This is a genomic window from Nocardia altamirensis NBRC 108246 (genome assembly GCF_001612685.1).
GTDB lineage: Bacteria > Actinomycetota > Actinomycetes > Mycobacteriales > Mycobacteriaceae > Nocardia > Nocardia altamirensis.
This window is the reverse complement of sequence record NZ_BDAY01000066.1, coordinates 16,752-38,901: the sequence shown is the minus strand read 5'-3', so window position 1 is coordinate 38,901 and position 22,150 is coordinate 16,752. Positions and strand designations below refer to the sequence as shown.

Genomic DNA, 22,150 nt, shown 5'->3' with positions numbered 1-22,150 from the left:
GTGGTCAGGCAGGGTGACGGGCAGGTCTGGGTTGGGCGGATGCGTAAGACGGGTGACTTAGGCGAGCGCGCTAGGATCTTGCGCATGGGAAATCGGGAGGATCTGCTGGCGGGGGCGCGGCGTTGTTTGTTCGAGAAGGGTTATGCGCGGACCACGGTGCGCGATATCGCGGCGGCGGCGGGCGGGGTCAGTATGGCGGCCATCGGGTATCACTTCGGGTCCAAAGAGGCGTTGTTGAATGAGGCGCTCGCCGAGGCGAATCGGGAATGGGGGGCGGAACTCGAACGCGCGCTGGACGATGCGGCGCAACCCGGCGCGACCCCGCTGGACCGGTTTGCCACGAACTGGCAGGCGGTCATCGATTCGATCGGCGCCCATCGCGGTCTGTGGGCCGCCACCTTCGACACCCTCGCGCAAGCAGGCCACGATCCCAAAACACGAGACCAGTTGGCGGACAAGCTCACTGAGGCGCGTGGCGGCCTGGCCCGCCTCTTCGAGCACCTCGATGAAGCGGATACCGCGCAAGGCCGCGCGGTCGGCGCCCTCTACCAGGCGTTGCTGACCGGAGTGGCCGCCCAGTACTTGATCGACCCCGACCATGCGCCGACCGGCGCCGAGTTGGCGGCGGCACTACGCACGATCACCGGGTAATCGACCTACTCGGGCAACAATTCGAGCGTGCCTTCCGCGCTGCGGGCCGCAGTCAGGCAGGCCGTCGCGGTGAACTGGTCGGCGAGCGGATGGCGCGCGCGTGCCCGCCACTTGCGCACCGCGGCAAGGGCTTCGGCCCGCTGCACCGAGGGTGCGGCCTCGACAGGAAGCCCGAGACGCAGATGCGGCGCAATGCCCGACCCACCGATGATCCGGTGCAGCTCCGCGAGATCCGCGGGCGGCAGCGCCAATTCATCGGTGCGCAGCCTGCCGAGCAGGCGAAGTTCGACAAACCCGTGCACGTCGGCGAGCAGGGTGCGCACCCTCGGCAGCAGTGCATCCGCCTCGCTGCCGCGATACGCGGTCAGCACCCGCGCAAGCGCGGTGAGGGCAGAGTGCGCCTTGAGTTGATCAGCGCGCTGGCCGAATTGGACGTCGAGCACCGAGCGGAGCTCGTCCACCCCGCTCCGGTTGGTCAATTCCGCGGCAAGCGTGGCGGAATCGCGCACGCCGAGCCGAATCAACGTGACCGCCATCCGGATACCGAACAAGCCGAATCGCTCCGCGAGCTGCGACCTGGTCTCAGGCGCCACCGGCAGCGCGATATCGGGTCGCGCAAAGCGATCCGCGGAAAGCAGCGCCGTGCTCAACTCGTCGACCGGGACACCGGCCAGCGCCTCGAACGCCGCATACTCCTGCTGACGCAGCGTCGCCGCCGCATAGGCGAGCAGCCCAGCCACCGGAATCACCGCCTGGCACAACCCTGTTCGCTCCAACTCGCCGGCGAAACGGGTCGCGACGTCACGCGCCGAATGCAAGGCGTCGATGCGACCGGCGCCGATCTCATCGGCCCTGGACACCACGCCGACCACGCCGAGCGGTCCGGACAGATCCGAAGCACCCGGCGCCGCGCCGACCCGTTCGAGGAAGCGGACATCGGCCGCGTCGAGCCTACGCAGCAAATACACCACGGCATCCGCGCCGGGGATCGCGATGTTCTCCTCGGCCTGCTCGACATCTACACCGGGAGTGAGCAATCGGGCGGTGCGCTGCGATACCTCGCGCGACAACGAGGAGGTGCCCGGCGTATCGATGATCGTCGTGTGCGCGAGTGCCGCGGCAGGCCACTCGACTTCGAGATGGTCGACCTCGCGCGCCGCAGGCGCATTCCACCGCAACCGGTCCAGATCGAAGGTGAGCCCGTGCGTGCCACTGCCGCGACGCACCGCCACATTCGCGCGTGCGCCGTCCGGCGCGTGCGCCGTCACGCTCGGCGTCGATCCGTAGCGGTACCAGGTGACCACCCTGGTGCACTCGGTCGCGTCGGTCGGTGCGATGTCCTGTCCGACAAGGGAATTCAGCAGCGTCGACTTGCCTGCCTTCAGTGATCCGGCCAACGCGACGCGCAGCGGTTGATCCAACCGGCTCGCGCAGTCGGCGAGCAACGCCCGCGGCCTCGGCTCGCTCGCCAACGCCGCCCGTGCCGCGCCGACCAGCCGATGTGCCTCGGCAACAATCCCTGGCGCCGCGCCGACCTCACGATTCACGAAACCACCGTACCGACGGTGCCGCCAGGCAGTGCCGCCTGCATCGCCTCGGCGTATCTGGCCAATTCCGCGACCACCCGCACCTGCCGCTCCAACACCGTGCCCCGTTCGGCGCGGCGCGCGTTCGCCATGGTCGCCGCCTCCTGCGCCGCCCGCAACGACTCGTCGATGGACCGCAGGCTTCGTTCGGCAACGCCCGCGTAGTGGTCGCGCAGCGCGCGATGGATCCGGTGCAGCCGGTCCTTGGACTCCTTGCCCGTCTGGAACGCGACATCGTCGACGAACCGGCGGACCGCGACCTTCGCCTCGTTCCGGCGCCGGGCCAGCCTGGCCTGCTTGTCGTCGCGGAAAGCCTTGCTGCCCACCACAAGTCCGGCACCGAGCGAGATGGGGTTGAGCAGCGCGAGTCCGGCGAAGGTGCTGGCAAGCCCGACCATCAGCACGCCGCCGTACGACCCGCGCATGCCGACCAGGAGCTTGCTGCCGAAGCCGATATCGGGTTCCAGCTCGGCAAGGGTGGTCGCGGCGGCCGGACTGCCGTCGGCGTCCGACCGGACATCCGGCAGCTCGACCGCGCCGACCTCCGTGAAATGTTCGGCCACCCGCTCAGCGAGCTGGAGGGCGCGAGCGTGCGTCCACAGCAGGTTGTCGCCGATCGCGGTGTCGATGGTGCCGGTGAGATAGTCGGCGATCCGGTCCCAATGCCGGCCGGGATCATGCTCGTCGATCCACTCCTCGGTGGTTCTGGCGATGCCGCGCAACCTATCTCGCAGATCGTGGTCGACATCGCCTGCCAGGTCGGTGATGCCGTCGGCCAGGGTCTGCTGCCAGGCGGCGGTGCGCCGGTGCAGTTCCTCGGCCGACGCGCGGGCAGCCTGGAGTTCTCCGACCGCAGCGGCGCCGCGCGCCGGATCGCGCACCGCGACCAACTCGCTGCCCAGCGCCAACGCCAAATGTTCGGCGACGGAACGGATATCGCGGGCCACCGCGGCGCGGGTGGCGAGCTGATCGCGCGCCACCACCTGATCACGCAGGAATTGGTAGAGCACGCCGAACCCGGACTCCGCGCCGAGCTGCTGATCCTGCAGCCGCAGCGCGTGGCTGCGCAGCAGCGCGGACACCGCGATCATCGGCAGGTCCAAACCTGCGGCGGCCAAGTGGCGACGATCCGCTTCGTACACCTGCCGCCAGTGCGGATACAGATCGGTCTTGGTCACCAAGAGTGCGACGGTGGGGCACAATTCGCGGATCTGGCGAAGGAAGGCCAGCTCCGGCTCGGTGAGTTCGGTGGACGCGTCGGAGACGACCAGCACCGCGTCCGCGGTCGGCACCATCCCCAACACAGTTGACGCATAAGAGCTTCCGTGCCCGCCGACACCCGGGGTGTCGACAAGGACGATGCCGTCGGCGAGCAAAGGGTTGGGCAGCTCGATTTCCAGCCGCACGATCCGTCTGCCCTGCGCCAGCGGGGATCGTGCGGTGATCGTGCCGATCTCGTTGATCGGCACCGGAACTCGGGTGCCCTCGCCGACGGCATCGCCCGGACCAGCGAGCACCAGCTCGGCCTTCGGTTCATGGCCGTAGGCAAGCAGGGTGGTGATCGTGGTGGTCACGTCGTCACCCACCGGGCAGATATCGAGGTTCAGCAGCGCGTTGACGAAACGGCTCTTGCCCTGATCGAGCTGACCGGCGATGACAATGCGCCGCCGCGGGTCACGGACCCGGTCGGCCGCCGCTTCCAGGCGGCCGACCAGATCGTTGCGACCAGCGGCTTGCGCCGCCGCGATGGTTTCGCCCAGCACCGAGAGCAGGGGGACACCCTTGGGCGTGGCAGTCGATGCGGGGCTCTCCATCGCGGCGGGAACCTCTTTCCGTGAAGCAGGGACGGTGTTCGATGCGGCGTCGCTGTGTCAGTGCAGCATCGCGTCGCCGGTGAGGTCCGTGCCAGCCGTGCCTGCCAGGCTCGTGTCCGCGTGCGTATCGGCGAACAGCCCGGTGTCGCCGTGCAGTCCGGCAGTACTGTCCAGGCCCGATCCGAACGCACTGGAAACATCCAGTGACGACCAGGTGCTGGCAGTGGATCCAATATCACCGCCGATCCCGGCCCCGGTGTCCACCGCTCCGTGCGCGGCGCCACCGAGGCCGGCCGCAGCATCCACCGCACCGTGGGTCGCACCGCCGAGGCTGGCCGACGTATCCACCGCACCATGCGTTGCACCGCCGAGGCTGCCCGACGTATCCACCGCACCGCTGGCGGTGCCGCCGAGGTTCGCCGCAGCATCTACCGCACCGTGCGTCGCACCGCCGAGCGAGCCCGAGAGACCGGTGTCGACACTGCCGTGCCCGGTACCACCGAACGAACCGCCAAGTCCCGCACCGGTATCCACCGCTCCACCGATACCTGTGGACAACCCGCCACCGATCCCGGTAGCGGCACCGATCCCGGTCGACAGCCCGGTCTCGAGCCCGGTTGTCGCGTGCGCCCCGGCATCGACGGCACCGCCGAGACCGGTCTCCAAACCGGTCCCCACCTGCGCACCGAGATCGGCCGCGCCTTGGAGCCCGGTCGACAGCCCACCGCTCAGACCGGCACCGGCATCCGCAGCAGCACCAACGCCTGCGCTGATCCCGCCACCGACACCGCTGGACAACCCGGTCTCCAAGCCGGAACCGAGCTGCGCTCCGGCACTGAGCGAACTATCCACACTGGTCCCCAGTTCGGCACCAACCTGCGCACCGGTGTTCAGCGCACCACCCACACCGGTAGCCAAACCACCGCCGAGATCAGCACCCGCACCAACAGCAGCACCGAGCCCAGCAGTGAGACCGGTCTCCAAACCAGCAGTCGCCTGCGCCGCCGAACTCACCGCGCCACCAACAGATGTGGACAAATCACCACCAACACCGATACCGGTACCGAGCACTGCGTCCGCACTACCGGCCAAGCCCGTCTCCAGACCAGCACCAACCTGCGCACCGGTGTTGACCGCACCACCCACGGCAGCAGCCAGATCACCACTGAGATCCGCACCCGCACCAGCCGCAGCGCCGAGCCCGGTCGTCAAACCGGTCTCCAAACCTGCGCCCGCATCAGCCGCAGCACCCAGACCGGCCGACAGACCCGTCTCCAGGCCCGCACCAACCTGCGCCGCCGAATCCACAACGCCGCCAACAGAAGCGGACAAATCGCCGCCAAGGTTGCCAGCCGCATGTGCTCCGGCATCCACAGCACCCTGCAGTCCAGTGCTCACGCCAACGCCGAGATCCGCGCCCGCACCGGCCGCAGCACCCAGCCCGGCAGTGAGACCGGTCTCCAGGCCCGCACCAACCTGCGCACTGGTGTTGACTGCACCACCCACGGCAGCAGACACATCACCACCGATCTCAGCGCCCGCACCAGCCGCAGCACCGAGCCCGGCCGTCAACCCGGTCTCCAGGCCCGCGCTCGCCTGCGCCACCGAATCCACAACGCCACCAACAGAAGCAGACAAATCGCCGCCGAGATTGCCGACCACTTGAGTCCCAGCATCCACAGCACCCTGCAGCCCGGTACTCACACCAGCACCGAGATCCGCGCCAACGCCAGCCGCAGCACCCAGACCGGCCTCCAGGCCAGCACTCGCCTGCGCCGCCGAATCCACAACGCCGCCAACAGAAGCAGACAAATCGCCGCCGAGATTGCCGACCACTTGAGTCCCGGCATCCACAGCACCCTGCAGCCCGGTACTCACATCGGCACCGAGATCTGCGCCCGCGCTGGCTGCGGCGTCGAGACCGGTGGTCAGACCGGTGGCTGCGTTTGCGGCGCCCTGGAGGCCGGCCTCGAGGTTTGTGGACAAGCCTGTGGTGAGGTCGGCGCCGGTGTGCACTGCGCCGGTTAGGCCGGTGGCGAGGTCGGCGCCCAGTTGGGCGCCGCCGCCGAGTGCGGCGTCGAGACCGGTGGTGACCTGTCCTGCTGCGCCGAGTGCACCGCCGAGGCCGGTGGACAGGCTCGTCTCGAGTCCTGTCCCGGCCTGCAATCCGGCGTTGACGGCACCTTGCAGGTTGCTCGTGAGGTCGGCGCCGGTGTGGACTCCCGCGTCAACCGCGCCGCCCACCGCGGTGGACAGGTTCGCGCCGATGTCGGCGGCCGCGCCGAGCCCGGTCTGCAAGCCGGTGTTGATCGCCGTATTCAGTCCGGCGCTGAGGTCGGCACCCGCCTGCAGGCCGGTGTTGATCGCCGTGTTCAGACCGGCGCCGAGGTCGGCGCCAGCGTGCAGGCCGGTGTTGACCGCCGTATTCAGGCTGGCACCCAGATCTGCACCGACCTGCGCGCCGGTGTTGATCGCCGTGTTCAGACCGGCATCCAGATCCGCGCCTGCGTGCAGGCCGGAGTTGATCGCCGCGTTCAGACCGGTGCCGATCGTGCTGTTCAGGCCCGCGTCGAGGTCGATGCCGGTGCCGACCTGGCCACCGAGGTCGATGCCGAGGCCTGCGGCGAGGTTGAGTCCGGCATTCGCGGCGGCCGCCGCGCCGACGGCGCCGAGCGCACCGAGCCCGGCGGAGGCGCCGGCCTGTGCGCCTGCTGCGACGATCGCCGACAGCTGGGAACCGCCGGCGACCAGCGCCGATTCGGCGACCATCGGGGCGACGGCGGCAATGTCCTCGGCGCTGACGGCGGTGAGCCCCGCGTCGACAAGCGCCTGGTTCGGGTTGGCGCAGTAGGCTACTGCGGCCTCGTGATCGCGAAGTAGATTGAGGATGAACTCGAGAATCGCGTTGGGTGTCATCAGAAACATCTCCTGAAGGCAGGCGGACCATCGCGATCCGCTGTAGTCGGAATACATTTCACGCTAGGGGCGCCAGTCGTTACGCGTAACGGGGCCGATCCCTACACCTCACCCCGTCCGGCCCTTAGGGGCAGCCGCAGCATTAGGGGAATTTCCCCAAAGCTTCCCCGGAACCAGTAACGGCTGACGGCCAGCAACCGAAACAAGTGTTGCGTCGGCGTGCCCGCACTGCCTTTCGCGCATCGGACTACACAGCAGCGATACCGGACCACAGAGTTTTCGAACGGGGTTCACGAATGACACAGCGTCTGACGCTCGGCATCACTGTCGGGTCGTCGAATTCAGTCGCCGTGGCGGCAGCGGGGGATGACAGCGACGGCGTATTCACCCAGCCCAGCGTGCTCCGCCTGGCCGCGGCCACGCCGCCCGCCCTCGGCGCCGCCACCGGGAAATCCGGCGATGTGGTGCTGGAGGGTTTCCTCGCTAGGGTCGGCGATCCGGTGGACATCCTCGCCGAGGACGGAAGCACGCATTCCGCCGCCGACCTCGTCGCCACCGCCATCTCCTGCCTGATCGACGAGACAAGCACGGCGACAACGGAATACGACTCGACAGTGGCCTGCCACCCGGCGTGGTGGTCCCGGCATACCGTCGATATCCAACGCACCGCCCTCGATCGCGTCGGCCTGCGCGAGGTGACCCTGGTGCCGGAGCCGATCGCCGCGATCCGCTGGCTGGAGGCCACCAACGGCCCGCTCGGCGACGGCGCGGTACTCGTCTACGACCTCGGCGCCGCGGGACTGACGGTGTCGGTGGTGCGCACCGGCGATCACGCGAGCCTGCTCGGCGCACCGGTGCACACCACGGACGTCGCCGGCGCGGAATTCGATCTGCTGACCATGCGCTATGTTCTGGCAAACGCTGCGGTACCAAATGATTTCGACCCCTTCGACCCGGTTGTCGAAGAAGAATTGTCGGTATTGCGCGAACGTTGCAGAACTGCGAAAGAAGAGCTCTCGATTAATACGGCGACGGTCGTCCGGGTTCGCTTGAATCCGGCTGGCGCGCCGAGCAGCAACATCCGCCTGGTACGCGGCGAACTCGAGGACCTGCTCCGGGCACCGCTGCTCACCTCGATCGACCTGATCCGTGATGCGGTGCACCGGGCCGGACTCGACATCGGCGATATCGGCAGCGTCCTGCTCACCGGTGGCGGCGGCTCGATTCCGCTGGTCGCCGAGCTGATCTCGGCCGAGTTCGGTCTCCCGGTGGTCGCGGCGCCCCGGCCTGCGCAGACCAGCGCACGCGGCGCCGCCATCCTCGCCGCGGATCTGGCCTCGCTCGCGGTAGACCAGGTGGCGATTCCGCTGCCCGCTGCGGACACGGCTGCGACCAAAGCGCTTCCGTCGGCGTCACTTTCACCGCTGCCGACGGTCGACAAGTCTCGCCGCCCTCGGCTGACCGGCAAGCAGCGTGCCGCCATCGTCGCGGCCGCCGCGATCGTGCTCGGCGCGCTGGCCACCGGCACCGTCGCGATCGGCACCGGCGCGCAGTCGAGCCCCGCCTCGACCGAGCACTCCAGCCCGGCCCGCGCTGCCGAGATTGCCGCGACGACCGGCGCCGGACAGCCCGCCGACCCGAATGCCCCGGTGGCCGCGACGGACCCGAAGGCGGCAGTACGCCCGAAATCCGATCCGGCACAACCCGGTTCGCCCGCCGCAACCACGGTGGCCGTGGTGCAGAGCGATCCGGCGTCCGGACAGCCCGTTGCCCCGCCCGCGGAACCCGGTGCACCGCAACCGGCTCCGCCGGCAGCCCCGGTTCCCGTCCCGGCCCCGGTGACGGTTCCGGTGCCCGTGCCGGTACCGGTGCCCGCTCCCCTGCCCGCCCCGCCGACCGCACCGAGCCTGCCGACCGGCGCCCTCACCGACCCGGTCGACACCGTCGGCGGCGTCGTCGGCACCGTACTGCGGGCACCGGGCCAGATCGTCGGAGGACACGGTGGCTGACATCGCGTTCGACACCTTGCCGTCCGCGCGCGAGATCCTCAGGGAACTCGACACCGCCGACAAGGAACCGGTTGTCTACCTCATCCGTGGCCGCTCGCAAACCGGTAAGACCACCCTGCTCACCGAGATTCGCACCCGCCTACGTGCCCGCGGGGTCCCGCTACAGGACACGCCGACGGCGGAACTCGCGCCAGCACGCACCGGCGCCGACTCGATCGCGAACTCCGCCAACGACTTCGGCCCGCCCGCGGTGTCCACGATCGATCCGCACCCGGTGCTGGTCATCGACAACGCCCACACGTTGAGCGAGTCGGATCTCGAAGCTCTGTGTGCCACCATCGAATCCGGTCGAGGCACCGTGGTGGTCGCGGCCCAGCCGCGCCCGCACGATCAGCTGCTGCGCACGCTGGCCGAGACCGTCGCCAGGCGCGGCCGCATCGTCGATCTCCGCGCGCTCGGCGTCGCCGACATCGCCCCCTTCGCCAGGGAAATCGGCATGATGGTGCCGCGCCAGGTTGCCCAGCACATCCACCGGCAGACCGACGGCATTCGCGGCGGCGTTGTCGCCGCGTTGACCGCCGCCTGCTCGGCCCGGCTGGACGCGGGCATCCTCGCGGTCGACGCGGCCGTGACCGTCTGGGCCCGCGCGCTGTTGGACAATCTCGAGCCGGACCTGCTCGAGACCCTCGTCATCGCCACCACCGGCACCGGCCTCGACGCCAGCGAACTCACCGAGGTGCTCGGCGTCGAACCCGCTGCGGCACAGCGCCTTATCGATCGAGCACGGGCGAGTGCGCTGGTCACCGACGCGGATTTGCTGCTCGCCCCGGCCGTCGGGCCGTTGCGCACCCTGCTCGGCGACCGCCGGTTCGTCGCGGTCCAGCGCAAACTGCTCGGCGCCCGGCTGGACGCGGGTCTGCTGCGCGATCACACCGCACTGCTGCTCGCCGAATCCGGCGTGCACGATCCACGCCTTGCCGAATTCCTCTCGGCCGCAGCGGAAAAGGCGGGCCGCGAGGCGGTGCGCTATTACGCGGCCGCCGCGGCGACCGGCGCCGATCCCGACCTCATCGCGCTGCGCTGGGCCGAGGCGGCAGGCCGCAACGGCGACGGGGAAACGGCCATGCGCCTTGCCGAGCCGGTGCTGGCCCGCTCCGGGGTCTCCGGCGCGGAACTGGCCGACGCGGTGCGCATCTGCGCCGCCGTGCTGACCCGCCGTGGCCTGGTCGGCCGTGCGGCACAACTGTATTCGTGGCTCGGCGCGCACCGCGTCGGCGCGGACTGGGCCATCGGCGCCACGGTGCTCTCGCTCGCCGGTGACGTGGCAGGCGCCGCGGAGCTGTCCGCGTCGGCGACCCAGTGGCCGCCGACCGGAGCCAATGCCCATGCCCGCCTGATCGCCACCGCACTCGGCGACTCGCTCGCAGGCCCCGCGGCGGCAGGCGCGGTCTCCTCGCTAGTACAGGCCGCGCACGCCGACTCGGGGGTGGATCGTTTCCTCCCGTGCACCGCGGTCTCCATCGCCACCCTGCTGTGCCTGAGCACCGGCGAACCCCGCCGCGCGGGCGACGCGCTGCGCCGCGCCACCGCGAGCGGCCTCCGCTGCCATCAACTCCAAGCGCTCGCGGCCTGGACCGCCATGCTCGGCGGCGATGAACGCGCCGCCGCCGCGACCGTTGCCGCGCTGGACCATGATTCGCTCGATGTCCGGGATCGCCTGCTCGCACACGGTGTCACGGTCGGCCTGGCCAGGCGCTCCGGCGACCATGCCGCGCTGGCTCGGGCCTGGCAGGCGGCCTACCTCCTGTTCGACGACGTCGAGGCCGACCTGCTCGCACTGCTGCCGATCGGCGAGCTCTGGCTGGCGGCCATCCGGCTGCGCGACGAGCGCCGGATCGCACCGCTCGTCGATGCCGCGCTCGCGCTGCTCGACCGGATGGGTCAACCACCGGCTTGGTCGAACGCCTTCCACTGGTATGGCGTGCAGGCCGCGATCGCGCGCCAGAGCCCGACCGAGCTACTACCCCATGCCAAGCCGCTGAAGGCCGCGGCCGAGGCGGGCGACCGGCACGCGGCGGTGCTGGCCGATGCGGGCCGCACCTGGGTGCTGATGCTGCGCGGCGAAGTGTCCGTCGGCCCGGTCGAAGCGGCCGTCGCCGGATTGACCGAAATCGGCATGAGCTGGGACGCCGCCAGGCTGGCCAGCGAGGCCGCACTCGCCGCCGCCGATTCCGCGACCGCGACCGCACTGCTCAAGCTCGCCCGCACGGTCCGCACCGACGCGAAACCGCAGGACCCGGTCTTGCCACCGGCGCAGCCAGCCGCGAAAGAGGGCACCGAACCCGCCGCGGATCCGGCGAACGGGGAGCCCGCAACGATGCTCAGTGAACGGGAAAGGGAGGTGGCCGAACTCGTCCTGCTCGGGCTCACGTACCGTGAGATCGGCGCGCGCCTGTACATTTCCGCCAAGACGGTGGAGCATCATGTCGCGCGTATTCGGCGTCGGATCGGTGCGCGGTCCCGATCGGAGTTATTGTCGATGCTCCGCGCCATGGGACACGGCTCACTGCTGGTGTGACCCAAGCGTCGGTGTGCAGCAGGATACGAATTCGTGAGCCAGAACGCCGAAGCGAGGTACTGAGGATGGCCACTGGGGTGGGCCTACGCATCGCCGAGGCCGAGAGCACGGCGGCCATCGTCACCGACGGCGGCGACGAGCCGTTGTTCATCGTCCGCGAGTCGGTGCTGTACATGTCCGACGACGGCGACGCGACGCTCGGCGGGCCGCCGCCGGACGCGAACGCCCGTGCGATCACCGGATTCGTGCCTGCGGTCGGCGATCCGGCGGGCATCTCCATCGATGACGGCGAGGCGTATCGCGCCGAGGATCTGGTCGCCACCGCGCTGTTCTGCCTGATCAACCTGGCTGCCGAACATCTCAACGGCCCGGCCGAGTTCTACGCGACCCACCCTGGTGACTGGCCGCGCGAGCATGTGCAGGCGCTGCGCGATGCCCTGGATTACCTCGGGCTGCGGTCGGTCTTGCTGGTCAGCGAGGCCGATCTGCCGAGCGCCGAGCTGTTCACCGCGCCACCGAGCACCTTCGCCTATGACGCCGCCCGCGCGGCACTGGCCTCGGTGCTCTCCACCCCGGCGGGCACCACCCCGCCGGATCCGACGCATGCCGAGAATTCGATGGTGGACACCATCGTCATCCCTGCGGTGCCCGCGTCCGATCTGACGCCGCAGGCGTACTCGGCGGCCATGCCGCTGGCCGAGCCGCCCATGCCGACCGCGGTCGTCGAGGTGGCAGCGCCCGCGCCCAAGCCGGTGCCGACCAAGGACCGCAAGCAATTTCCGCTGCTGATCGGCGCCGCGGCACTGATCGGTCTGGTGCTCGGCGGTTTCGCGGTTGCATTGTTTTTCCGCGACAACTCCGAAACCCCGGTGCCGCCGGTGCGCGACGCCAAGTCCGACCAGGTGTCGGTGAGCCCGACCCCGCCCGCGCCGCCGGTGAATCTTCCCGCCGTGCCGCCGACAGTCCATGCGCCGGTGACCATCACCACGACGGTGCCGCTGACCACGCAACCGCCACCACCACCGCCGCCCCCACCGACCACTGAGCCGACGCCGACACCGCCCACATCGACGTCGACGACGACCAAACCTCCCGGGCCCACCACCACGCGACGGGGCTTTCCTTTCGGCAACTCCGAAGATGACGAGTGATTGAGAGAGCCGTTCCCCGGTTTGTGCCTTAAAGTGATGCGCTGACCGGTGTTGTCGGATGAATTACCGGCATTCGGTCTGTTGCTGCAGGACGACTGTGAGCCAACGGTTTCCACGCCCGTTGCCGCGGATTGAGCTGGCACGTGCGTGCCACGAAGGGATTTCATGCGCAAGTTGGTGGCGCGCCGCGCCGCGGTCAAAGCAGTCGCTATCGCTTCGACCGTCCTCCTCGCTCCTCTGCTCGGCACAACCACCGCCGCTGCGGTCCCGGAGACACCCGCGCAGCTCAATGCCGACCTCCTGCCCCCGGAATTGGTGCAGGCGATCTCTCGCGACCTCAAGATGACCCCGATCGAATACCTGGATCGTGCGGCCCGCGCACAGCAACTGCGCGACTACGCCCGCGATTTCCGGTCCGAACGGCCCGAGTCCTTCGCCGGCGCGTGGATCGGCAACGACGGCAAGCCGGTCGTCGCAGTCACCTCGCTGGACGCCGCCAAGATCGCGGCAGGCGACGGCTACCAGACCCGGATCGCGCCGGTGTCCGCCGACAGTCTGGAGAACTCGCTCACGCAGCTGAACCAGTGGGTCACCGGCCTGCCGCGCGACATCTCCCAGGCGATCAACTCCGTCGCCATCGACTTCCTCAACAGCCAGCTGGTGCTCAACGTCGCCAACACCCCGGCGGGCCACCTGCTGAACTTGCCGACGCTGATCGCCAACGTCAAGGTCATCCTCTCGCCGAACAGCGGCGGCCCGGTCGAGCGCAGGCCGATGGGCGGCGACACCTACATCAGCGCCCCCGTCTCGCTGCACGACACCGCGCTCAAGGGTGTCGATGTGTGCTCGTTCGGCTTCAACAGCGTGGACGCCGCAGGCAACGCGCTGAACATCAGTGCGGGCCACTGCGATCCAAACCTCGGCAAGGGCAACCAGGAGGCTTCGGTCTACTTCCCCAACGTCAAGGACATCCCGAACAGCCCTGAGCTCGGCACCTTCGTGCAGGCGAAGCTCGGCGGGCAGACCGGGCTCGACTATTCGGTGATCAAGCTGAACGAGCGCGCGGTGCGGGCGGGCATGGACCAGCCGACGGTGCGCGGCGCCAACGGCACCACGATCGCGATCACCGGCATCGCCGATCCGATCACCGGCGCTCCGGTCTGCAAGTCCGGCCAGTCGTCGACCTTCACCTGCGGCTTCGTGGTGGCCGATCGGGTCGAGACCCAGCTGTACACCGCTGAAGGCGAGAGCAAGACCGTGCGCGGCTTCGCCAGCTCGGCATGCACGCTCGGCGGCGACAGCGGCGGCGCGATCGTGTCCGGCACCCTAGCCCTCGGTATCACCAGTGGTTCCAACGCGGCCGAGGCGCCCGACTGCAACGAGGCCAATATCGGCTTGGCACAGTACGGCGGCACCGCGAGCCTCGGCATTCCGATCCGGCCGATCCTGGCCGACATCGACGCGTCCTCGGGCGGCGGGGTCGGCAGCGGCATCGCCGTGCGCACCAGGGCCAACGCGGGCTGAGTCGCGGCAGCTGAGTTCGACAGGCGGCGTTCGTCGGCCCTTCTTCCTGCCGACGGACGCCGCCTCGTTGTGCCTGCGGCACAGGCGTTCGCGAGTGTGGCAATGAACATAATGCAAAGATGTGACTATCAAACGAACCACACGCTCGTTATGAGTAGGCATACCGGGCGGAACCCCATATAGTCTGGGCATGCTCCTGCCACGTATAGGTCAGCACCGATCAGCCGCGCGACAGACCCGAGTCCGAAAATCCATGATCGCCGCTTCCGCGGCGATCCTGCTGTTCGGACCTACGGCGGCAGTAGCGACGGCACAACCGGATCCGGCACCGAACCTGCCCGCCGAACTGGTTGCCGCGGTGGCCCGTGATCTGAAGATCTCGCCGGCGGAGTACCTGCATCGTGCCGAGGTCGCCCAGCAGGTGGCAGCGTTCGCGACCACCGCGCAGCGGCAGTACCCGGACGTCTTCGGTGGCGCGTGGCTCGACGACAAGGGCAAGCCGGTGGTCGCGCTGGCGCAGGGGCCTGGCGCCGACGCAGCCCAGAAGGCCGCCGACTCAGCGGGTTTCGAGGTTCGTAACGTCGCGAAGAGCGAGTCCGCGCTGCGTGGCGAGAAGAGCGCGTTCGAGCGGTGGCTCGACGGTCAGCCCGAGGCGGTGTCCGCACTCGTGCGTGGCGTGGTGATCGACACCGTCAACAACAGCATCGCGGTGCGCGTCGACCAGGTCGGCCTGCCGATGCCGAGCTTCATCGACCCGACGCGGGTGATCGTGATGGCGCCGCCGATCGCCGGTGAGGCAGCGACGCTGCCGCAGGCCGACGCGATCGCAGGCGCGGCAGGCGGCGTGCTCGCGGGTGGCGACGGCTACGCCTCGGTCGCCGGACGCACCTCGCTGCGCTGCTCGCTCGGCTTCAACGGCACCGACCGTAGTGGCGCGGTCGTGAACATCACTGCGGGTCACTGCAACCCGGACATCCCGTCCGCGGGCGCAGGCAACGCCGCGAAGGTGCACGAGGTGCGCGACAACCGTCTCGGCCCCGAACTCGGCCAGTTCCAGAAGTCGGTGCTCGGCTCGCAGGACTACTCGATCATCAAGATCAACGACCAGGCCAAGGATCGCTTCGGCAACAACGAGGTCCGGGTGCCTGGCGCCGCGTCGATCCCGATCGATGGCGTCGCGACCCCGGTCGTCGGTGCGCCCGTCTGCAAGTCCGGTTCGCGGACCGGCTTCAGCTGCGGTGTGGTCAACGCGGTCGACCAGACCGTTCAGGTCGGCGACCGTGAACTCACCCAGGCGTTCTCCGCCAACATCTGCGCACTGCCCGGCGACAGCGGCGGCCCGATCGTGACCGGCCGGTTGGCCCTCGGCATCTCCAGCGCGTCGTCGGTGGCCGACTACCCGATCTGCGAGATCCCCAACCTGATCGGTGCGCTCACCGGCAACGCGCCGCAGCTGTTCGCACAGCCGGTCAGCGTGGTGCTCTCGGACAACCCCGGGTTGCGCGTCCGCACCAGCTAGTCGTTCCATCGTCAAGGCCGGCAGCGTCCACGCTGTCGGCCTTTTCGCTGTCCCTACAACTTTCCACTGGCCTTGCGCAGCCGCTCACACGGCCAATGCCGTGCTGTGCCCTGCGATGTTCCGGCATTCTGGACTGCATGTGTTTGGTGTTGATCGGTTGGCGCGCGCATCCGGAGTATCGGTTGATCCTCGCGGCCAACCGGGATGAGCTGTACTCCCGGCCGACCGAATCGATGCGGTGGTGGCCGGAGGTGCCCGGTCTGCTCGCCGGGCGGGATCAGGGGGCGATGCACCGGGCAGCTGGGGATCCGCCCGGCACCTGGCTCGGACTGACCCGAGAGCCTGAGGGCCGCAACCGATTCGCCACGGTGACCAATGTCCGCAATCCGAAGGACGACCGCGCCGACGCCAGGTCGCGCGGCGCGCTGCTGATGGACTTCCTGCGCGGCTCCTCGAATCGACATCCCGGCGCCGACTTTCCGAGCCCGGAGAAGTACGTGCTCGACGTCGCGGCCGCCCCCGACGACTACAACGGCTACAACCTGCTGGTGTCCGACCTGGAATCGCTGTGGTGGCACTCCAACCGCAGCGCCGCGCCGCCGCGCGAGCTGACGCCGGGCTTCCACGGGCTCTCCAACGCCGCGTTCGTCAGTTCGGCAGGGTTGACCCCCGGTAACACGGATTTAACCGCCCCACAGCCCATCTGGCCCAAAGTACGCGGCGGCGTCGCCGATTTGCGGGCTGTTGTCGAATCCGATCCCGGTGCGGTGGAACGGTATTTCGCGGTGCTCGCCGATCGGACAAGGGCCGCGGACGCGGAATTGCCGAACACCGGGGTGCCGTATCTGATGGAGAAGCGGGTCTCGTCCCGGTTCATCGCCGATGTCGAGCACGGGACGCGGGCGAGCACGGTGCTGCTGGTGCGTACGGACGGGTCGTTCGAGATGGCGGAGCGCTCGTTCGGGATGTTCGGGCGGCGCAAGGGCGAGGTGTCCTTCCGCGGCACGCTGGACTTGCCTGCCTGAGACGACATTCGGCCCGCTCTCCGTGGAGAGCGGGCCGAATGGTCAGGAGCAAGTGCTACTTCACGGGCAGCGGCTTCTCGGCCCACTTCGTGGTGCCGTCCGGAGCCTGGATCGTGTTGATCAGCTCGACGCCTGCGGCGACCAGCGTCGGGCCGCCCACCGCGATGGTGCCGAGGATGCCACCGACGCCTGCACCGGTCAGCAGACCGGGGATGCAGCCGACCGGAATGGTGACGACGCAGCCGATGATCGCACCGATCGCCGTGCCGACGAAGCCACCGATCGCGGTGGCGATGCCGAACTGGCTCGCGAATTCGTTCTGCGCGCGCTGGTTTTCGATCGGCGACGCGATCTCCTGCGCCATGACCGGCCGTGCTGCGACCGGCGCCGCGGACATGACCAGGCCTTCCGGCTTCTGCGGCGTGACCTCGAGGACGGTGCCGTCGCGCTTCACCTCGGTCTTCACCGGAACAGGCTTACCGTCGGCGGCCACATCCAGCGGGAAGGAAATGAGCGTGTTGCCCTGCGCATCGCGCACGTTGGCGATGCTGAGCTTCGGGTCAGCGGCGGTCGCCCCGTCCTTCTCGGTGACCGAGAAGGTGCCCCCCTTGAGCGACGCGACGATCGTCTTGTCCACCAACTTGACGGAGTAGTTGATGCCCGAGTCGGCCGGCGTGGCGACAGGCTCGGCATGCGCGGTCCCGAGACCGATGGTCATCGCGCCGATGACCATCGCGGCGCCCGCGGTGGTTCTGCGGAGGTTCATTCAGTTTCCAATCCATCATCAGGTGGTCCACCCAGCCATCTCCGTCACGCGAGAGCTCTTCATCAAGTCCGGGTGGTCGCCCCGGATCCTCCCCGAGCAGTGCGAAGACGGGCACAGCAGACAGAACGTCGTGAGCGTAATCGAACCGCGACGCAGAAGCGAGATGCATTCCCCGCCTTGGGGACTACGCCGGAACTCGACGACCGACCGGTTGCCTCGGCGTTCCGCACCATGATCAATGGTCAGGCCTACTATTGGGCGCTTCGGCCGTGATGTGAATCACGGCCGAAGCCCATAAAAGAGGGGGCATCACGATCGGAGCCATCGGAGCCTCAACCAATTCGGCTCGCCCACCTCGGTGAGCGAGCCGAATCAAACGGTTTCCGCGCCGCGAGCCAGGCAGGGATCCGACGGATCAGTTGGCAGGCTGGCCCGGCTTGTCGGCCCACTTGGTGGTGCCGTCCGGCGCCTGCAGCGTGTTGATCAGCTCGACGCCCGCCGCGATCAGCGTCGGACCACCGACGGCGATGGTGCCGAGAATGCCACCGATGCCGGCGCCGGGCAGGCAGCCGATCACCGGAATGACGACGCAGCCGACCACGAATCCGATGGCGGTGCCGACGAATCCGCCCACCGCGGTCGCGATGCCGAAGTTGCTCGCGAACTCGTTCTGCGCGCGCTGGTTCTCCATCGGCGACGCGATGTCCTGTGCGGCGGCCACCGGCCGGACGGCCACCGAGTTGACCGGCTGCGCGACGAGGCCTTCCGGCTTCTCCGCGGTGAGCTCGAGGACGGTGTCGTCCTTCTTCATCACCGGCTTGACCGGGACAGTGGTGCCGTTGATGTCGACATCGACGGGGAACGAGATGAGCGTGTTGCCCTTGCTGTCGCGCACATTGGCGAAGGTGGACTTCGGCGCATCAGCGGTCGCGCCGTCCTTCTCGGTCAACGAGAAGGTGCCCCCCTTGAGCGACGCGACGACAACCTTGTCGACCAGCTTGACAGAGTAAGTAACGCCGGAGTCGGCCGGAGTGGCGACAGGCTCGGCGTGCGCGGTCCCGAGACCGATGGTCATCGCGCCGATGACCAACGCGGCACCCGCGGTGGTTCTGCGGAGGTTCATTCAGTTTTCCAATCCATCATCAGGTCAACTACCAGCCCGGTTTTGGACACGCGAGAGCTCTTCATCAAATCCGGGCGGTCGCCCCGGATCCTCCCCGAGCAGTGTGGAAACGGGCACAGCAGACAAGAACGTCGTGAGCGTAATCGACCAGTGGCGTGGATACGAGATTCGTTACATCCGTTCAGGACTAAGCCTGGCCTTACCGATTTGTCTGGATGGACCCAGGTTTACGGTGTTGATCACGGAACACGCGCTTGGATGGACGGGCAGCTGTGACGTTCGCCACAGCCAAATCGCCGGTCAAGCCCCAGCAAGATGGGGCATAGCTCGGGTGCAGATCGTACGGTAGACAGTGGTTGTTACCGGTGGGTAACTTACTGCCGGTTAGGATACGAGCCAACCGGGCAGTGCTGAAACTGCCCACGCTCGTGTTGCCTCTAGAGAAAGGTCGCGACATGAATGCCCTGACAGTGACGCTGGGCACGATTGGGGCGACGCTCAGCCTCCTGTGTTGGGCTTCGTTCATCGGCGGCGTCCGGAACATCGCGCGCGCCATCATGATCGGACAGCCCGCACCGGATCGTTGGCGGCCGTTCTTCCCGCGCTTCAAGCAGATGCTGGTGGAATTCATCGCGCACACGCGCATGGCGAAGTTCCGCACCGTCGGCTGGGCGCACTGGCTCGTCATGGTCGGCTTCCTTGGCGGCGCGATGCTGTGGTTCGAGGCATACGGCCAGACCTTCGACCCCGCATTCCACTGGCCGATCATCGGCAACTGGGCGATCTACCACCTGTGGGACGAGATCCTCGGCATCGGCACCGTCGTCGGCATCGGCACCCTGATCGTCCTGCGCCAGCTGAACCACCCGCGACTGCCGGAGCGCTTGTCCCGCTTCAGCGGCTCGAAGTTCGGCCCCGCCTACGTGATCGAGCTGATCGTGCTCATCGAAGGCCTCGGCATGATCTTCGTGAAGGCAGGCAAGATCGCCGCCTACGGGCATTCCGAGCCGTGGACCGACTTCTTCACCATGCAGGTCGCCAAGCTGCTGCCCGCCAACACCACCATGGTCGCGCTGTTCGCGTTCGTGAAGCTGATGTCCGGCATGGCCTTCCTCTACCTCGTCGGCCGCAACATCACCTGGGGCGTGGCGTGGCACCGGTTCTCCGCGTTCCCGAACATCTACTTCAAGCGTGAGGACGACGGCGACGTCGCGCTCGGCGCGGCCAAGCCGATGATGTCCAAGGGTCAGCCGGTCGACATGGAAACCGCAGACCCCGACAACGACACCTTCGGCGCAGGCCGGATCGAAGACTTCTCCTGGAAGGGCTGGCTGGACTTCACCACCTGCACCGAGTGCGGTCGATGCCAGTCGCAGTGCCCGGCATGGAACACCGGAAAGCCGTTGTCGCCGAAGCTGTTGATCATGTCGCTGCGCGACCACGGGTACGCGAAAGCGCCGTACCTGCTGGCAGGCGGACGCAAGGACATGGGCGGCGACGAGGTCGGACTCGTCGACGCCGAAGGCAAGCCGGACGAGGCGGCGCTGGCCAAGATCTCCGAGGCCGCCAAGGCCGAAGCCGAACGTCCGCTGGTCGGCGGCGAGGATGTGCACGGCATCATCGATCCCGAGGTGCTGTGGTCGTGCACGACCTGTGGCGCCTGCGTCGAGCAGTGCCCCGTCGACATCGAACACGTCGACCACATCATCGATATGCGCCGCTACCAGGTGCTCATCGAATCGGAGTTCCCGTCCGAGCTCGCCGGTCTGTTCAAGAACCTGGAGAACAAGGGCAACCCGTGGGGTCAGAACTCCAAGGACCGGCTCAACTGGATCAACGAGATGGACTTCCAGATCCCGGTTTTCGGTCGCGATGCCGACAGCTTCGACGGCTACGAATACCTGTTCTGGGTCGGCTGCGCAGGCGCGTACGAGGACCGCGCGAAGAAGACCACCAAGGCCGTCGCCGAGCTGCTCGCCACCGCAGGCGTGAAGTTCATGGTGCTCGGCGCCGAGGAAACCTGCACCGGCGACTCGGCCAGGCGCGCAGGCAACGAATTCCTGTTCCAGCAGTTGGCCGCGCAGAACATCGAACTGCTGAACTCGGTCTTCGAGGGCGTCGAGGACAAGAAGAAAAAGATCGTCGTCACCTGTGCGCACTGCTTCAACGCGCTGAACAACGAGTACCCGCAGGTGGGTGGCACCTACGAGGTGGTGCACCACACGCAGCTGCTCAATCGCCTGGTGCGCCAGAAGCAGCTGATCCCGGTCGCCTCGGTCACCCAGAACGTCACTTACCACGACCCCTGCTACCTGGGCAGGCACAACAAGGTCTACAACGCGCCCCGGGAACTGATGGCGGCGGCGGGCTCCAACCTCGTCGAAATGCCGAGGCACGGTGAGCGTTCCATGTGCTGCGGCGCCGGTGGTGCGCGCATGTGGATGGAAGAACAGCTCGGCAAGCGGATCAACGTCGACCGCGTCGACGAGGGCCTCAACACCCTGACCGCGTCCGGCGGCAGCACGCCGGGCAAGATCGCGACCGGCTGCCCGTTCTGCCGCGTCATGCTCACCGACGGCGTCACCGCCCGCCAGGAAAAGGGCGAGGGCGAAGGGGTCGAGGTCGTCGACGTCGCGCAGCTCATGCTCGACGCGATCGACCGCGTCGACTCGAGCACGCTCACCGCGAACCTCACCGTCATCCAGGAGCCGAAAGCGCCTGTGGTGGAAGAGGTTGCCGAGCCTGAACCCGAGCCCGCGGCGCCGGTTGCGGCCAAGGCTGCACCGACCGGTGGTGGTCTCGCCATGAAGGGACCTGCCAAGAAACCCGGCGGGCTCGGCATGAAGGGCGCGGCAAAGGCGCCCGGCGCCAAGGCCGAAGACGAGTCGGCTACCGAAGCGCCTCCGGTCAAGGGTCTCGCCATGAAGGGCCCCGCCAAGAAACCGGGCGGGCTCGGCATGAAGGGCGCGGCCAAAGCACCTGGCGCCCAGGCGGAATCGGCACCGGCCGAAGCCGAGCAGGCTACCGAGGCGCCCCCGGTCAAGGGTCTCGCCATGAAGGGCCCCGCCAAGAAACCGGGCGGGCTCGGCATGAAGGGCGCGGCCAAAGCGCCCGGCGCCAAGGCTCCTGGTGCGAAGGCTCCCACGCCGCCCGCCGTAAGCGCGCCGGAAGCAGCTGCCGCCGAACCGGTTTCGGAACCCACCGAAACCAAGCCGACGCTGCCCGCCAAGGGCCTGGCCATGAAGTCCGGCTTCAAACGCCCCGGCCCGAAAGCACCAGGCACCCCGGCCCCCGCCGATCCGGCACCCGCCCCGGAATCCACTGAGACGGACCAAACCCCGGACCCGGACCAGCCCGCCAACGGCAACAGCGCCCCCGAAGCCGCACCCCCCGCCGCCAAGCCAGGCGGACTCGGCTTCAAGTCAAACGCCAAGGCCCCCGGCCGCAAGAACTAGCGGACGAGCCCTCTCGGCCCGGGTCTGTACACC

The 22,150-nt window shown here is 68.4% G+C and carries 13 protein-coding genes; 8 read left to right on the top strand and 5 right to left on the bottom strand.

Annotated elements, in window-relative coordinates:
• The first annotated feature begins 84 nt into the window (after window positions 1-84).
• Window positions 85-651 (top strand): TetR/AcrR family transcriptional regulator, encoded by a 567-nt coding sequence (locus tag NA11_RS30480; protein WP_069165486.1) that lies wholly within the window; start codon window positions 85-87, stop codon window positions 649-651.
• Window positions 652-656: 5 nt separating this feature from the next.
• Here NA11_RS30480 and NA11_RS30475 read toward each other — a convergent pair whose 3' ends face one another.
• From NA11_RS30475 to NA11_RS30465, 3 genes are read right to left on the bottom strand one after another with little or no spacing between them, the layout of a single operon-like run.
• Window positions 657-2,198: a dynamin family protein gene (locus tag NA11_RS30475; RefSeq protein ID WP_069165485.1), complete on the bottom strand. Its 1,542-nt coding sequence runs from the start codon at window positions 2,196-2,198 to the stop codon at window positions 657-659.
• Window positions 2,195-4,051 (bottom strand): dynamin family protein, encoded by a 1,857-nt coding sequence (locus tag NA11_RS30470; protein WP_069165484.1) that lies wholly within the window; start codon window positions 4,049-4,051, stop codon window positions 2,195-2,197. The genes NA11_RS30475 and NA11_RS30470 overlap by 4 nt, the downstream gene beginning before the upstream one ends.
• Before the next feature lie 57 nt (window positions 4,052-4,108).
• Window positions 4,109-6,967: an IniB N-terminal domain-containing protein gene (locus tag NA11_RS30465; protein ID WP_141717927.1), complete on the bottom strand. Its 2,859-nt coding sequence runs from the start codon at window positions 6,965-6,967 to the stop codon at window positions 4,109-4,111.
• A 296-nt stretch (window positions 6,968-7,263) separates the two neighbouring features.
• Between NA11_RS30465 and NA11_RS30460 the strand changes: the two genes are divergently transcribed.
• The 6 genes from NA11_RS30460 to NA11_RS30435 all read left to right on the top strand — a co-directional run bounded on the left by NA11_RS30460 (window position 7,264) and on the right by NA11_RS30435 (window position 16,773).
• The gene (locus tag NA11_RS30460; RefSeq protein ID WP_069165482.1) at window positions 7,264-8,976 is read left to right on the top strand and encodes an Hsp70 family protein; all 1,713 of its coding nucleotides are present in this window, start codon (window positions 7,264-7,266) and stop codon (window positions 8,974-8,976) included.
• A complete protein-coding gene (locus tag NA11_RS30455) occupies window positions 8,969-11,554 on the top strand; it encodes a LuxR C-terminal-related transcriptional regulator (RefSeq protein WP_069165481.1) in 2,586 nt (861 codons plus the stop codon). The genes NA11_RS30460 and NA11_RS30455 overlap by 8 nt, the downstream gene beginning before the upstream one ends.
• Before the next feature lie 65 nt (window positions 11,555-11,619).
• Window positions 11,620-12,705 (top strand): hypothetical protein, encoded by a 1,086-nt coding sequence (locus tag NA11_RS30450; protein WP_069165480.1) that lies wholly within the window; start codon window positions 11,620-11,622, stop codon window positions 12,703-12,705.
• A 165-nt stretch (window positions 12,706-12,870) separates the two neighbouring features.
• A complete protein-coding gene (locus NA11_RS30445) occupies window positions 12,871-14,229 on the top strand; it encodes a S1 family peptidase (RefSeq protein ID WP_069165479.1) in 1,359 nt (452 codons plus the stop codon).
• A gap of 253 nt (window positions 14,230-14,482) precedes the next feature.
• A complete protein-coding gene (locus NA11_RS30440; protein WP_084655202.1) occupies window positions 14,483-15,748 on the top strand; it encodes a S1 family peptidase in 1,266 nt (421 codons plus the stop codon).
• A 137-nt stretch (window positions 15,749-15,885) separates the two neighbouring features.
• Window positions 15,886-16,773: an NRDE family protein gene (locus NA11_RS30435; protein ID WP_069165477.1), complete on the top strand. Its 888-nt coding sequence runs from the start codon at window positions 15,886-15,888 to the stop codon at window positions 16,771-16,773.
• A 55-nt stretch (window positions 16,774-16,828) separates the two neighbouring features.
• Here the strand turns inward: NA11_RS30435 and NA11_RS30430 are convergent, their stop codons facing one another.
• Window positions 16,829-17,539, bottom strand: coding sequence for a DUF8020 domain-containing protein (locus NA11_RS30430; protein ID WP_069165476.1), 711 nt, complete (start codon window positions 17,537-17,539; stop codon window positions 16,829-16,831).
• A gap of 415 nt (window positions 17,540-17,954) precedes the next feature.
• Window positions 17,955-18,662: a DUF8020 domain-containing protein gene (locus tag NA11_RS30425; protein WP_069165475.1), complete on the bottom strand. Its 708-nt coding sequence runs from the start codon at window positions 18,660-18,662 to the stop codon at window positions 17,955-17,957.
• 455 nt (window positions 18,663-19,117) lie between these two features.
• Between NA11_RS30425 and NA11_RS30420 the strand changes: the two genes are divergently transcribed.
• Window positions 19,118-22,117: a (Fe-S)-binding protein gene (locus tag NA11_RS30420; RefSeq protein WP_069165521.1), complete on the top strand. Its 3,000-nt coding sequence runs from the start codon at window positions 19,118-19,120 to the stop codon at window positions 22,115-22,117.
• Window positions 22,118-22,150 lie beyond the last annotated feature (33 nt).